Consider the following 12842-nt stretch of genomic DNA (forward strand, 5'->3'; position numbering starts at 1 on the left):
AAACAACATCGGTTCTGCCAAATACAGGACACGAGATTCATTTTTAAAAGGAGAGACCCAATATGCCGAAGTACACGATCGTCGATCAAGATACGTGCATCGCATGCGGGGCCTGCGGCGCAGCCGCCCCTGATATATACGACTACGATGATATGGGCCTGTCATTTGTTATCCTAGATGATAACACGGGCACAGCCGAAGTTCCAGACCTGCTCATTGAGGACATGGAAGACGCCCTTGATGGCTGCCCGACAGACTCCATCAAGATTGCGGATGCTCCGTTTGACGGTGATCCGCTGAAGTATGAAGGTTGATCTTCCGAACTGCAGACGAAGCGAGTGAAACGCTCCTTTGGCTGCAGTTTTTATTTTTTGCAACTCTCCCTGGGCGTTCTTCACGGGTGAACTTCTTGGATTCGTACGCGAACTGTGAAGGCACCCCGATTTTCGCAAGCGAACTTCTTGGATTCGTACGCAACCCCTCCATCCCGTCACGGCAAAAAGGGACCGACCCGGCGGTTCCCGGATCGGTCCCTGGATAGGTTTGATTGATGCCTGGGGATTATCCCAGGAAAACGGCACGTTGTTTCTCGATCCAGCGCCGCATGCTGCGGAACAGGAGAAGAACGATGCCCGCAAGGATGATTCCCTTCAGCAGGTTGAACGGTAGGATGCCCAGCACGATCATCTGGTAAAGTTCTTCTCCCGACATGACCGGGAAGTTCATGAACTTCACATACAGCGGAAGGAACAGCACATAGTTGAGCAGGCTCATGCCGACTGCCATCGACATCGTACCGAGGATCAGGCCGGTCGTCATCCCCTTGGCGTTGGACAGGCGGTGATACACCCACCAGACCGGAAGAATGAACAGGACGCCCGTTGCAAAGTTGGCCATGTGGCCGACCGGTACACCAGTCGGGCTACCAGAGAACAGCCAGTCGAGAACATTTTTAAGCAGTTCAACAAGGATTCCGGCAACCGGTCCCATTGTAATCGCAGCGATAATGGCCGGAACTTCACTAAAGTCGACTTGCAGGAATGCCGGGAATGGCGGCAGCGGGAAATTAAACAGCATGAGCACGAACGAGATGCTGCTCAGCATGGCAATTGCGATCAGTGACCGCAGGCGCGTATTTTTCTTCTTCATGATGCTTTCTCTCCTTCTGTTGATCCTCTTCAACGAAGGAAGGACGACGGCCCCGAACACCTGCCCCTAAATCAAAACCCCTGAACGGAAATCCGTCCAGGGGAGAAAGGCAAGTTTAATACAGGCGTCACCAGTCCGCAAAATGCAGACGATAACGGCCGTGCCTTCACCTTCTCCCATCCAGACTTTACTGTCGGCTTTGGAATCTCACCAAATCCTGCCTTGCGGCTCGCGGGCTTAGGGGCATGTGCCCCATCACCGCCGGTCGGGAATTTCACCCAGCCCCGAAGATGAATCATATGTGGTTATTTTTTATTACAACCCTATAATACGAAAAGTCAATTCATTTGTAAACTGTTCTGTCTCAAATTCAATCAGAAAATATTTCCGTTCCGAACAGGGGCTCAGCCTGGAAGACTCAAAATGATGCCATTCGGCCCTGCAGGAAGCGGGAGCACGTCTTCAAGCTGATAGCCGGCAGGCGGATTGACGGCATTTTGCAAGCGGACGCGAAGGTGATATTGCGCTGCGGTCAGTGCAATGCCGTCGATCATCCGGGCAGCATCCTGATCGTCCATCCTGCTGAAATCAAACGGCTCCTCAAAACGGATTGTCATCCTATCGCCTTCGGCGGGCAGTTCCACGATGAGATCGGCTTCTGCCGGGATGAGTGGTTCGAACAAATCGGTTGTCCGGCTTTTCATCAGTTCGATGGCCTCTGCTGCATGAGCCGGATCAAAACGGCGGTCCGGTGCAAGGACGGTGGTCCCATCGTTTTTCTCGTAGGCGAAGTATACCCCCTCAGGTTCGGTGGCGATTTCCGGGAGCGCCCCCACCTGGTCGAATTCTGCAGGTGCACCGCTCTCATCCCGTACCAGGACGTTCTCTTCGTTCCTGAATGTTTCCTGGACCGACTCCGCAAATGTGGTGATTGACGCACTTGCGGTGTCATAGGGGTGATCTCCGGACAAGACCAGCGTCACGCCTCCTTTGTCCGTACTGACTGTCCCTTGATAAGGGTGATAGTCATCAAAGCCCAATGCTTCTTCATCGATCTGGGAAGCGTAGCGGTTATACAGCTCAGCATCGCCCGGCGACACGCTTCCAAAATCCTCGGCAACCACTGATTCCGGGATCAGAAAAGTGACCGGCACGACTGTTGCCTCGTGGACAAGGCCAATCCGGAACGGCACGAAGCCTTCCATTGCTTCCGGATAGACGGCTGCCCCCATAAGGCCTTTTTCCATAACCGATTGGTCGCTGCGAAGGCTCATCTCTTCATCTGAGGCAGCGCTATTTTGTTCAATGGACCTTCCACTTTGAAAGGATTCACTTGTAGTCTGCGCTGCGTCGTCGGCGGACTCTGATGCAGAGTCGCTGACACTCACTTCACCGCCCCCATCCATCAGGGATGGAATGAGAATGCCCGCCGCAAGGAGAGCGGCAGCGGCCACTCCGGCAGGTATCCACTTGCGGCTCCTGGACGGCTGCTTATCCCGGAGGCGCGGATCGGCCTTTAGCCTTGCCAGAATGTCATCACGGCTCCGGTTATCTTCGGGTTTGGGAACGGACTTTAGCCAGTGACCAATCTCTTCATCATTCCATTTGTCTTTGCTCATCGTCCGCCACCTCCCCATCCGTCCATTCCTTCCAGAAGTTCCCTTGCTTTTTTGACTGCCCTGTGCTGGGTAGTCTTCACTTTGGCTTCCGTCCAGCCGAGCACTTCCGCTGTTTCCGCAATAGAAAGTTCCTGCAGGAACCTCATGATGAGGACCATCCGCTGGTCTTCCGTGCAATCATCCAGCACCTTGAAGAGCCGGTCCATGTCATCTCCGTGGACGGCCGCTTCCTCCGGTGTCAGTCCCCGGTCGGCAGGCTGTTCCGTTTCCCAATCAAACGACTCGTCCGTCCGTTTTCTCCGTACGGAAGACCGTCGGAAATGGTCAAAAGCCACATTTCTTGCAATGGAGAATAACCAGGTCCGTTCGCTGCTTTTCCCCTGGAAATTTCCGAATGATTTCAACACCCGAACATACACTTCGTGCAGCAGATCCTCGGAGAGCATCCGATCCTTCGTCAGGTAGATGAGGAACCGGTATACATCCTGGTGGTATTCCTCATAGATCCGGTGAAACACGGATTCATCCATCAACTGCCCTCCGTTCACTGGAATTGGTCGCCCGAAAGGCGAAAAGGTTTCATCGCTCTTCGAATGGGATGCTGAATGTCATCGTCGTCCCTTTTCCGAGGCGGCTGTCCGCACGGATCCATCCGCCGTGGGACTCGACGATGTTTTTAGCGATTGCAAGACCGAGGCCTGTTCCGCCTTTTCCTCTGGTCCTGGCCTTGTCAGCCTTATAAAACCGCTCAAACACGTATGTCAGGTCTTCTTCCGCAATTCCGGATCCGGTATCGGCAACCGCCACTTCAAGCAAGCCATCGTCAGCCGAAGATTTGACTTCGACTGTTCCGCCGGAAGGGGTATGACGGATGGCGTTGTCAATCAGATTGGTCATGACCTGTTCAATCCTGTCCTCATCCAGATCAACGATGGCTTCCCCGGCTCCTGCTGCATCTACCTTCAGCGTGATATCGGCATCCCTCGCCTTTTGGATGAACTTGGACGCAATCCGTTCCACCATCGGCCGGACGGCGGTGGGTTCCTTGTAGAGCCGCATATACCCGGACTCCAAACGTGTCAGGTCAAGTGTGTCATTGACAAGGCGCCCCATCCGCATCGCTTCGTCACGAATGATTTTCATCATCTCTTCCCGATCCTCTTCCGTCTCGACAATCCCGTCGCTCAGCGCTTCGGAGTAGCCGATCAGCATCGAGATCGGTGTTCTCAGCTCATGGGAGACATTGGCCAGGAAATCGGTCCGGACCTTGTCCAGCCTGTGCTGCTCTGTCATGTCACGGAATACCGCGACCGCTCCTCGGATATAGCTGCCGCTGTATAGCGGGCTGATCGTGATGTCAAAATATTGGCCGTCCAGGGGCAGTTCGTCCTCGACTTCTTCAGAGTACATGACCACATGGTTCAGCATGCCGGTGATTTCATCGGGAATGTCGCCTTCCTTGTCTTTCCTTGCATCCCGCCATTTCTTCAGCAGCCGGTCCGCCGGAGGGTTGGTCAGGAGAATCGAACCGTCGCGGTTAAACGAAATGACCGCGTCCGTCATCGATGTAAGGATATTCTGGAGCTGCTCCTTTTCCTGTCCGATCACTTCCAGGTTGTGCTTGACCTGCCGCCCCATTTTGTTGAACGCCACAGCCAGGTCCCCTATTTCGTCATGCTGCGGTGTCGGAACTTCTGTGTCATAGCGGCCTTCCGCAAGACTGTTCGCCGCTTCCTTCAGCTTGCGGAGCGGTGACGTGATCCTTGAAGAAAGGAAAAATGCAAAGAACGTCGTCAGGACAAAAGCGATAAAAGCGGATAGCAGAACAATATAGTTTGTCTGTCGGATGTTTTCATGGACGGCCTCCATATTCTGATAAACGAATACCGCTCCGTTCAGCCGATCCCCCTCATGGAGGGGGGCGGCCAGAACGGAATGCGCCTCCAGGCGGTCCGCATCTGCCGCAGACGGTAAATTCATCTCTTTGACTACCGGAGAGTCCTCGCCGAACACCCGTGAAAGCTCCTTGTCATTCAGGAGGATTTCCCGGATCTTGCTGCCGTTTTTTTCCTCATGAAAGGCATCGACCACTTTTCCCGATACATCAACGATAATTGCACTCGTATCCTCGCCAAGCAGATCGTCGATCACATAAATCGAGGCGGTCGGATCTTCGTGCTGATCAACGATCTTGGAGATGGTGACTGCCTGCTGGCGAAGCGTGTTTTCCGCCTGGTTTCCATAGAAGTTCCCGAGAAATTCAAGGAGCAGGACACTCACGATAAACAGGACAAATGAAACGAGAAGCAATATGGTTGCCCATAGCTTCCCGACAATGCTGTTCCATATCCTATTCATTACCGGCCTCGAACTTGTAACCGACTCCCCAGACGGTGACAATCATCTTCGCAGCACGCGGAGAAACCCTGGTCAGCTTTTCACGCAGCCGCTTTACATGGGTATCCACCGTCCGCAGGTCGCCGAAAAACTCATAGTGCCACACTTCCTTCAGAAGCTGTTCCCGGTCGAACACCTTGTCCGGGGTTTTCGCGAGGAAGTAGAGCAGTTCGTATTCCTTCGGCGTCAGGTTCACTTCCTTGCCCTCCGCCGTGACACGATGCGCATCGTTGTCAATCATGAGGTGAGGAAATACGACCAGGTCTTTCGGTGTCTGTGGATCGACCGAAGCATAATTCGCCGAGCGCCTCAGAACAGCCTTGACGCGCAGTACGACCTCGCGGGGGCTGAACGGCTTGACGATATAGTCATCCGCCCCCGCCTCGAACCCTTGGACACGGTTCGCTTCTTCACCTTTTGCCGTCAGCATGATGACCGGTGTCATCTTTTCTTCACGGAGTGCGGTGCACACTTCAACGCCGTCCTTGCCCGGCATCATGATGTCGAGGAGAATGCAATCATAGTCGCGGCCAAGCGCCATCTCAAGCGCTTCGTCGCCGTCGACAGCTTCATCGACTTCATAGCCCTCCCGCTCAAGGTACATTTTCAGCAGTCGCCGGATGCGTTCTTCATCGTCGACGACGAGGATGGAAACTTGTTCAGTCACAAACCATTTCCCCTTTCACCTACACTGCTCTTCACCTTCTATTGTACCTTTCAGAGCTGGAAAATGAAAACGAATCGTCTGTTGTCCCAACTGCCGGAAGGGCATGTCGTCCAGGGGGGCATCGCGGATTGACAAGTGCTCCGTTTTCCCATCGGCACACGGTATAGGAGGAACCCGCCATGTGTTGCATGATCTAAAACGGCAAACGGCCAACTTCCTGCTGGTGATGGATCAGGCATCCGTAAAAACGGAAATGCCCCTCCGGATCGGATTCCGGAGGGGCATTCGGATTTATGCGTATGAGTGGAGACCGGCGATGACGAGGTTGACGGCCACCAGGTTGAACATGATGATGGCAAAGCCGACAACCGCCAGCCAGGCCGACTTGCGGCCTTCCCACCCACGCGATAGGCGGAGATGGAGGTATGCTGCATAGAACAGCCAGGTGATGAGCGCCCATACTTCCTTCGGATCCCATCCCCAGAAGCGCGACCAGGCTTCGTGTGCCCAGATCATCGCGAAGATGAGCGCTCCGAGAGTGAAGACCGGGAATCCGATCAGGACGGACCGATAGCCGATTTCATCCATGAGCTTGGAGTTTGCTTTGACAGCAAGAGGCTTTACCAGCTCTGCGATGCGTCGGCGGCTGATCAGCCGGATCAGGAAGTAGATCAGGGTGCCCGCGATGACCGACCAGGTGAATGTCGTCAGCGTCTTGGCGTTGATGATCGGCGGCATCTCTGCCAGCGGCTCCATCGTCCCTTCCGTCTTGGCGCTGTATTCGTTCATTCCGAACAGCGGCGGGTTGTGGTATACCACTTCGGCCGGAGCGCCGTTTTTGTCGACATAGTCGAACGTTGCTTCATAGCCGACAGCCCGGAAGCCGACCGAAATCACGATGAATCCGAGGACCAGGACAATCGTATACATGATGAATTCAATCCACGCCCGTTCCTTGGACTTTTTCGTCAGATCGATGTTCTTCAGCAAATAGATCAGGCCGACAACAGCCGAAATCGCAAGGATGGCTTCACCGATTGCAGCCGTGATCACGTGGATGGTCAGCCAGTAGCTCTGAAGCGCCGGGATAAGCGGCTGGATGTCCCGAGGGAACATGGCCGCATATCCGAGAATGACAATGGCGATCGGGAGCGCAAAAAGTCCCACAAGCGGCGATTTGTAGAGAAAGTAAAACAGGATCGCCGCTCCGACTAGCAGCATGCCGAAAGCCGTAGTGAACTCGAACATGTTGCTGACCGGTGCGTGGCCTGAAGCCATCCACCTTGTGATGAAGTAGCCGAGGTGCGCCAGGAACCCGATGATGGTCACCGTTATGCCGAGCTTGCCCCAGCGTTTGTTGGAAGCGGAAGCCTCATTCTTCGACCCTTTCACCGCGCCGCCGAACAGGAGCGTCCCGACGAGGTATGCGATAAATGCAACGAAGAGAAGATTTCCGCTAAGGTCTACTAGGTTCATGATCTGGAATCTCCTTCCATTTTATCCGTTTGTGCTTCTTTGTCGCGCTGATCGGTGTATGCGGGAAGTCCGGCATAGTCACTCACCGCATCCAGTTCCCGCTGCAGGGCCACCCAGTTCTTGCTTGTATGGCCGGCAACCTGGATTTTTCCATCTTCCGACTTCCTGATCCAGAACCTGCGGTGATTAAAGTAGGATCCCTGCACGACGCCGATCATGAAGATCACACCGCCGAGCACGATGACCGGAATGGTCTTGTCCTTTCGGATCGTCAGGCCTGACACATTTCGTGTATCGGCCTTCTGGAAGGAAAGCTTATAAGTGTTTTCTCCCAGGGGCTCGAGGGTCTGGCGAATCGCCACAAAGCTTGTTTCGCCCTCCGGCGTTTCCGGAGTCGTCATTTTGAAAAGGAAAGCCGGATTGTTCGGAACGGGAGTCGCCGACTGGGGCTCGCCGTCCTCAAATCCGCTAAAGTCCGGGTAGTAGTCGAGCAGCTCCACTTTGGCTCCGTTTCCGATATCATACTCCTTCTCGGGATTGGCCAGGTTGACGGTCAGCTCACCGAGAGATTCACCGGTCTCCTTGTGTTCAAGCGCAAACGTCATCGCACTGATTTCATCCAGCTTAAAGTCCATCTGGAAGATATGGAAGCCCTCATGCTTGAGCGGCTTGTTGACGACGATGGAATACTCCTTGACGAATTCAGCGTTTGTCGAACCGGGAAGCGCCCCTTCAGGCGTTTCATAAAGTGCGACATCCGTCTGGTAATTCGAGGCGACTGTGCCTACCCGGTCGATCGCCTCGCTGAACACTTCATCGGTGTTTTCCTGTGTATACATGTCGTAAGTGAACCCTTTGTTTTCCAGATAAAGTCCGGGGGCGCCTTTTACCGCCAGGGTCTCCCCTTCGCGGATCCACATCGATTCATCGACATAGAAACCGGGAATCGCCCGGAGCATCACTCCGAACAGGAAAATAATAAGACCAAGGTGATTCACATAAGGACCCCAGCGCGCCCAGCGTCCCTTCTCAGCCAGAAGGGCCCCGTTCTTTTCCCGGATGTTGTATCGCTGTCCCTTCAGTTTTTCTGCGGCTTTCTTCATGACGGCATCCGGGTCATCCACGCGTCCCTCACCGTAAAGGCGTTGGCGCTTCAGAAAACTCGGGTGGCGGTCGATCCGCTGGTTTTTCAGGGACTTGTAGAGTGGGATTCCGCGGTCCAGGCTGACGACGACAAGCGAAATGCCAAGCATGCCGACGAGTGTCATGAACCACCAGGAACCGTACAGGTCACTTAGGCCGAGTGCGTTATAGAGCTTTCCGAATATGCCGTAATTGTCTTCATAATACTGGGCGGCCTGTGCCTCATTGGCGCCTCCGCCCGGGATGTAGAAAACTTGCGGCAGGACGGTCCCGATCGCCGATGCGACCAGGATGGCGATAATGATACTGACACCGACTTTGACACTGGAGAAGAAATTCCAGATTTTGTCGACCACCGTCCGTTTGTGGGTCTTTGAACGGATGGCGGCACCATCATAGCGCATGTCTGCCAATTTTTTTGATTTTTCTTCGGTTGAAAGCGGCCGTCCACAGTTTTGGCAGATGTCCGTCCCCTCAGGGTTAAGATGGCCGCATTCGCATTTAATCGAACTCATGGTTGTCAGGACTCCTTAACTGGGCATGATGCTTTCCATATAGGCTTTGATCTGTTCCTCGCTCATCTCCTGCTGGATGATTTTCTTCACTTTGCCATCCGGCCCGACAAGGAAAGTCGTCGGCAGCGGCCTTACATTGTAGGCATCCCGTACGCTGTTTGTTTTGTCGATGACGATTGGAAATGTCAGTCCGTAGGTATTCGCAAAAGACTGCACTTTCAGGTCCGACTCGGCAATGTTGACCGCCAGGATGTTGACTCCCTTGTCCTCAAATTCTTTAAAGTACTTTTCCATGTGCGGCATTTCTTTCTTGCACGGTCCGCACCAGGTGCCCCAGAAGTTCAGGAACACCCCTTCACCCCGGTAATCAGATAGCCGGTGGGTGTTTCCTTCGAGGTCGACCAGCTCAAAATCCGGAGCAGTGTCACCCACCTCGACGATATCTTCGTCTTTTGTGACGTTGACCACGATTGTATAAACAATGGCAATGGCCAGAACGGCCAGGATGGCGGTCCGGATGATTTGCTGACGCTTTCTCTTTTTTTCCCGTTCCTGCTGCTTTGTCATCCGAATGTCACCTCGATTTCAATAAGTACAGGATTGGAAAGACCCTTATCCATTATAACAAAGGCGGGACTTGCCAAAATCCTCACATATGAAGGGTTTGTGAACGTTCCTGATCAGTGAATGTTCCCTGTTTCAGCCAGCACGCGCAGCTGTTTCACTTCATGCGCCGTTAATTCCCTGCGTTCGCCGGCGTTCAGGCCGTGGAGGTTAAGGAAGCCGAATGACTCCCTTTTCAGCTTCTGTACCGGGCAGCCGATCGCTTCGAACATCCGCTTTACCTGCCGGTTCTTTCCTTCGTGAATGGTGAGCTGGACAATGCCCTTGTCCGTTTTTTTGTCCATGCTGAGAAGTTTCGCTTTAGCCGGAGCGGTCTTGCCGTCTTCAAGAACAATGCCGCGTTCAAGCTTTTTCAGCTGTTCCTTCGTCGGGATGCCTTTCGTCCGCGCGACATATGTTTTCTCGATCTCGAATTTCGGGTGGGTCATCAGGTAGGCGAAGTCCCCGTCATTTGTAAGCAGGAGAATTCCAGTCGTATCGTAGTCCAGCCGGCCGACCGGATACAACCGCTCCTCCACCTCCGGGAACAGGTCGACCACCGTCTTCCGGCCCTTGTCATCAGAGGCTGCCGACAATACGCCGCGGGGCTTGTAAAGCAGATAATACACTTTCTCCTCACGCTCCAGACGAACACCATTCACTTCTATTTTGTCGGCAGTGCCCACTTTTGTTCCAAGCTCGGTCACGGTTTTTCCGTTTACGGTTACCCGTCCATCGGCGATCAGCTGCTCCGCCTTGCGCCGGGATGCGATTCCGGCCGCCGCGATTACTTTTTGAAGTCTTTCCATCAGGTCACCCCATCATATTTACTGCACAAAATTATGTCACAACCATGGTGAAATGAAAAGAAGACCGCATCGGCAACGATACGGTCATCTTCGTGTGATCTTCAGTTTTGCGGTGGCGATCGGCACACCGTCCAGCCGGACCTGCCAGATGCCGTCCCCTGCGCCGCGCGGAATGATCGCGGCATGTGAAACGCCTTCCATCTCCTTTTCCGACAATAAAACGGCTAGCGGCTCTTCCAGTTCCCCGAGGATTCCCGGAAGAATCTGATACGTCCCTTCCTCCGCTACGATAACTTTCTTATAAGTTCTGAATACTTCCCCGGACAGGTCCCTGTGGGTATTCCAGTCGTCCCCGTCATTCAATGTGACGACAATCACCCGCTTGCCGTCTTTTTCGAACAGGGTGGCAAGCGTCCGGCCTGCAGTTTTTGTGAAACCGGTCTTGCCGGCTACCGCATCGCCTTCCGCCCTGACCAGCCGGTGCTTGTTCTGCCAGCCGCCATCTTCGTATTTGTAAAGTGGCGCTGAAGAAATTTCCTTCAGCTGGCTGTTGTCCATTGCATACTTCAGCATAAGCGCCGTGTCGTAAGCCGTGGACAGGTGCCGGTCGTCATGGAGCCCGGAAGGATTGGTGAACTCCGTGTTGTCGAGTCCCGCCAGCTGAGCTTTTTCGTTCATCATGTCGACAAATCCCTCGACAGAACCCCCTGCATCCTCGGCTAGGGCCGTCGCCGCATCATTGCCGGATCGCAGCATCAGACCGTAAAGCAGCTTTTCAGCAGGAACTTCTTCCCCGGTACGCAAATAGATGGATGACCCTTCCTGGTTCGAAGCGTTTTCGGAAACCGTGACTGTGCCTTCTTTGCCGGCGGCATCGATGTAGGTGAGCGCCGTCCAGATCTTTGTCAGGCTCGCGATCGGCAGACGGGCGTCCTCATTCGCCCCTTTCAGGAGCCTGCCGCTTTCCGCATCGATTACGGCATAAGCCTGTGCGGCAGAAGCGGCAGACGGAAACACACAGACAAACAGGAAAACCGCCAGCATCGCGGATATCCGCTTTCTCAAAATCCACCGCCTTCCGTCAGATTAATCGTTAGTTTCTTCATCAAATACTTCTGTGAAGTTGGACATGAACAGGTCCATTTCTTCATCTGCCGTATCTTCGCCTGCGTCATTCAGAGGAGGGAGGTCGTTCAGGCTTGCGAGACCGAAATGATCGAGGAACGTGTCTGTCGTTCCGTACAGGATCGCACGCCCCGTTCCTTCGGCACGTCCTGCCTCCTTCACCAGCCCCCTCGACACGAGCGTCTGGATGGGCCTCTCCGACTTCACGCCCCTGATCTCTTCCACTTCGACGCGCGTGATCGGCTGGCGGTAGGCGATGATTGCGAGCACCTCAAGCGATGCCTGCGTCAGTGCCTGTGTGGTCGGGTTTTCAAGAAGAAGGCGGACCGCATCCGCATGCTCCTGCTTGGTCGCCAGCCGGAACGTGCCGGCCAGTTCCATGACACGGAGACCTCTGCCCTCCGGCCTGCACGCTTCTGCGATCTGAGCAATCGCGCGCTCGACGGCCTCTTGATCCGTGCCCGTCAGCCCGGCCAGCTGTTTTACCGTCAGACCATCATCGCCCGCTACGAACAGCAGGCTTTCAATCTGTCCGGCAAGATGATTACCATTTTCCAAAACTACAAAACTTCCTTCCTGAGGACGACGGTCAGGTCGTCAAAATTCCTTTCTTGCTCAACGGTGATCCGCTGCTGCTTCATCAGTTCCAGCAACGACAGGAAAGTTACCACCAATTCCGCCCGTTCGCCAGTTTCAAAGAGGTCGGAAAACATGGCTCTTCCGCCGGATTTCCCGAGTCGTCCGACTACATTTTCCATTGTCTCTGCAATCGAGATTTCCTGGCGGGTGACTCTTGTCCTGAGCGGTGCCTTCAGTTTTTTCCGCTCCATCATTTTTCGGAAAGCCGCAATCATGTCGTGGACATTCAGGCCTTCGTCTGGAAGGGCTGCCGCCAAACCGGATGCTGCGGGTTCCGCCGGAGACCTTGTAAAGCTTTTTCCCCGTTCCTCTCCGTATTCTTTCAGCGTTGCCGCTGCTTCCTTGTACCGCCGGTATTCGATAAGCCGCTCCACGAGCTCGTCCCGGGGATCGGGACCGTCTTCCGGCAAGTCGTCGATATCCGGTGTTTCCTCCTCATGGACCGGCAAAAGCATTTTGCTTTTGATGGCAAGGAGAGTGGCGGCCATGACAAGGTACTCGCTCATTTCGTTTAGTTCGAGTACCTTCATCGTGTGGATGTGATCGATATATTGGCGGGTGAGTTCCGCCATCGGGATGTCGTAGATATCGATTTCCATCCGGTTGATTAAGTGCAATAATAGGTCGAGAGGGCCTTCGAAGGCCTCCAACTTCACCAAATAAGACATGGATTCACCTGCAGTCGATTCGTTGCGGAAAG

General features: G+C 54.1%; 13 protein-coding genes and 1 riboswitch. Of the genes, 1 reads left to right on the forward strand and 12 read right to left on the reverse strand.

All coding sequences use genetic code 11. The annotated features are described in order from the left end of the window. Nucleotides 1–62 precede the first annotated feature (62 nt). The gene (locus tag BLT01_RS04925) at nucleotides 63–314 is read left to right on the forward strand and encodes a ferredoxin (protein WP_092095222.1); all 252 of its coding nucleotides are present in this window, start codon (nucleotides 63–65) and stop codon (nucleotides 312–314) included. A 247-nt stretch (nucleotides 315–561) separates the two neighbouring features. Here BLT01_RS04925 and BLT01_RS04930 read toward each other — a convergent pair whose 3' ends face one another. The 12 genes from BLT01_RS04930 to BLT01_RS04985 all read right to left on the reverse strand — a co-directional run bounded on the left by BLT01_RS04930 (nucleotide 562) and on the right by BLT01_RS04985 (nucleotide 12810). After that, nucleotides 562–1149 (reverse strand): ECF transporter S component, encoded by a 588-nt coding sequence (locus BLT01_RS04930; protein ID WP_092095225.1) that lies wholly within the window; start codon nucleotides 1147–1149, stop codon nucleotides 562–564. A 164-nt stretch (nucleotides 1150–1313) separates the two neighbouring features. After that, nucleotides 1314–1445: riboswitch (FMN riboswitch) on the reverse strand. A 108-nt stretch (nucleotides 1446–1553) separates the two neighbouring features. Then, on the reverse strand, nucleotides 1554–2768 hold the full coding sequence (locus tag BLT01_RS04935; RefSeq protein WP_092095227.1) for an Ish1 domain-containing protein: 1215 nt from the start codon (nucleotides 2766–2768) through the stop codon (nucleotides 1554–1556). After that, nucleotides 2765–3298 (reverse strand): RNA polymerase sigma factor SigX, encoded by a 534-nt coding sequence (locus tag BLT01_RS04940; RefSeq protein ID WP_092095230.1) that lies wholly within the window; start codon nucleotides 3296–3298, stop codon nucleotides 2765–2767. Before BLT01_RS04940 ends, BLT01_RS04935 begins: the two co-directional genes overlap by 4 nt. Before the next feature lie 49 nt (nucleotides 3299–3347). After that, a complete protein-coding gene (locus BLT01_RS04945) occupies nucleotides 3348–5126 on the reverse strand; it encodes an ATP-binding protein (RefSeq protein WP_092095233.1) in 1779 nt (592 codons plus the stop codon). Further along, nucleotides 5119–5832 (reverse strand): response regulator transcription factor, encoded by a 714-nt coding sequence (locus BLT01_RS04950; RefSeq protein WP_092095235.1) that lies wholly within the window; start codon nucleotides 5830–5832, stop codon nucleotides 5119–5121. Before BLT01_RS04950 ends, BLT01_RS04945 begins: the two co-directional genes overlap by 8 nt. A 291-nt stretch (nucleotides 5833–6123) precedes the next feature. Beyond that, nucleotides 6124–7308 carry a c-type cytochrome biogenesis protein CcsB gene (ccsB, locus tag BLT01_RS04955; RefSeq protein ID WP_092095238.1) on the reverse strand — a complete coding sequence of 395 codons (1185 nt, stop codon included), beginning with the start codon at nucleotides 7306–7308 and terminating at the stop codon, nucleotides 6124–6126. Further along, nucleotides 7305–8966, reverse strand: coding sequence for a cytochrome c biogenesis protein ResB (resB, locus tag BLT01_RS04960; RefSeq protein ID WP_092095241.1), 1662 nt, complete (start codon nucleotides 8964–8966; stop codon nucleotides 7305–7307). Before resB ends, ccsB begins: the two co-directional genes overlap by 4 nt. Nucleotides 8967–8981: 15 nt before the next feature. Then, complete coding sequence (gene resA / locus BLT01_RS04965; RefSeq protein ID WP_092095243.1) at nucleotides 8982–9533, reverse strand: thiol-disulfide oxidoreductase ResA; 552 nt, start codon at nucleotides 9531–9533, stop codon at nucleotides 8982–8984. 113 nt (nucleotides 9534–9646) lie between these two features. Beyond that, a complete protein-coding gene (locus BLT01_RS04970; RefSeq protein WP_092095246.1) occupies nucleotides 9647–10378 on the reverse strand; it encodes a pseudouridine synthase in 732 nt (243 codons plus the stop codon). An 84-nt stretch (nucleotides 10379–10462) separates the two neighbouring features. Next, nucleotides 10463–11443, reverse strand: a complete 981-nt coding sequence (locus BLT01_RS04975; RefSeq protein ID WP_092095248.1) for a D-alanyl-D-alanine carboxypeptidase family protein — start codon at nucleotides 11441–11443, stop codon at nucleotides 10463–10465. Nucleotides 11444–11464: 21 nt separating this feature from the next. Beyond that, nucleotides 11465–12061, reverse strand: coding sequence for an SMC-Scp complex subunit ScpB (gene scpB / locus BLT01_RS04980; protein WP_092095250.1), 597 nt, complete (start codon nucleotides 12059–12061; stop codon nucleotides 11465–11467). Nucleotides 12062–12063: 2 nt separating this feature from the next. Next, nucleotides 12064–12810: a segregation/condensation protein A gene (locus tag BLT01_RS04985; protein ID WP_092095423.1), complete on the reverse strand. Its 747-nt coding sequence runs from the start codon at nucleotides 12808–12810 to the stop codon at nucleotides 12064–12066. Nucleotides 12811–12842: the final 32 nt, after the last annotated feature.

The sequence above is a fragment of the Bhargavaea beijingensis genome (genome assembly GCF_900101985.1).
Classification (GTDB): domain Bacteria; phylum Bacillota; class Bacilli; order Bacillales_A; family Planococcaceae; genus Bhargavaea; species Bhargavaea beijingensis.

Excerpts from the sequence above, each read along its gene's own strand:
- BLT01_RS04985 (WP_092095423.1), bottom strand. The coding sequence starts at position 12,810 with ATGTCTTATTTGGTGAAGTTGGAGGCCTTCGAAGGCCCTCTCGACCTA.
- BLT01_RS04925 (WP_092095222.1), top strand. The coding sequence starts at position 63 with ATGCCGAAGTACACGATCGTCGATCAAGATACGTGCATCGCATGCGGG.
- BLT01_RS04940 (WP_092095230.1), bottom strand. The coding sequence starts at position 3,298 with ATGGATGAATCCGTGTTTCACCGGATCTATGAGGAATACCACCAGGAT.
- BLT01_RS04970 (WP_092095246.1), bottom strand. The coding sequence starts at position 10,378 with ATGGAAAGACTTCAAAAAGTAATCGCGGCGGCCGGAATCGCATCCCGG.
- BLT01_RS04935 (WP_092095227.1), bottom strand. The coding sequence starts at position 2,768 with ATGAGCAAAGACAAATGGAATGATGAAGAGATTGGTCACTGGCTAAAG.
- resB (WP_092095241.1), bottom strand. The coding sequence starts at position 8,966 with ATGAGTTCGATTAAATGCGAATGCGGCCATCTTAACCCTGAGGGGACG.
- resA (WP_092095243.1), bottom strand. The coding sequence starts at position 9,533 with ATGACAAAGCAGCAGGAACGGGAAAAAAAGAGAAAGCGTCAGCAAATC.
- ccsB (WP_092095238.1), bottom strand. The coding sequence starts at position 7,308 with ATGAACCTAGTAGACCTTAGCGGAAATCTTCTCTTCGTTGCATTTATC.
- BLT01_RS04945 (WP_092095233.1), bottom strand. The coding sequence starts at position 5,126 with ATGAATAGGATATGGAACAGCATTGTCGGGAAGCTATGGGCAACCATA.
- BLT01_RS04930 (WP_092095225.1), bottom strand. The coding sequence starts at position 1,149 with ATGAAGAAGAAAAATACGCGCCTGCGGTCACTGATCGCAATTGCCATG.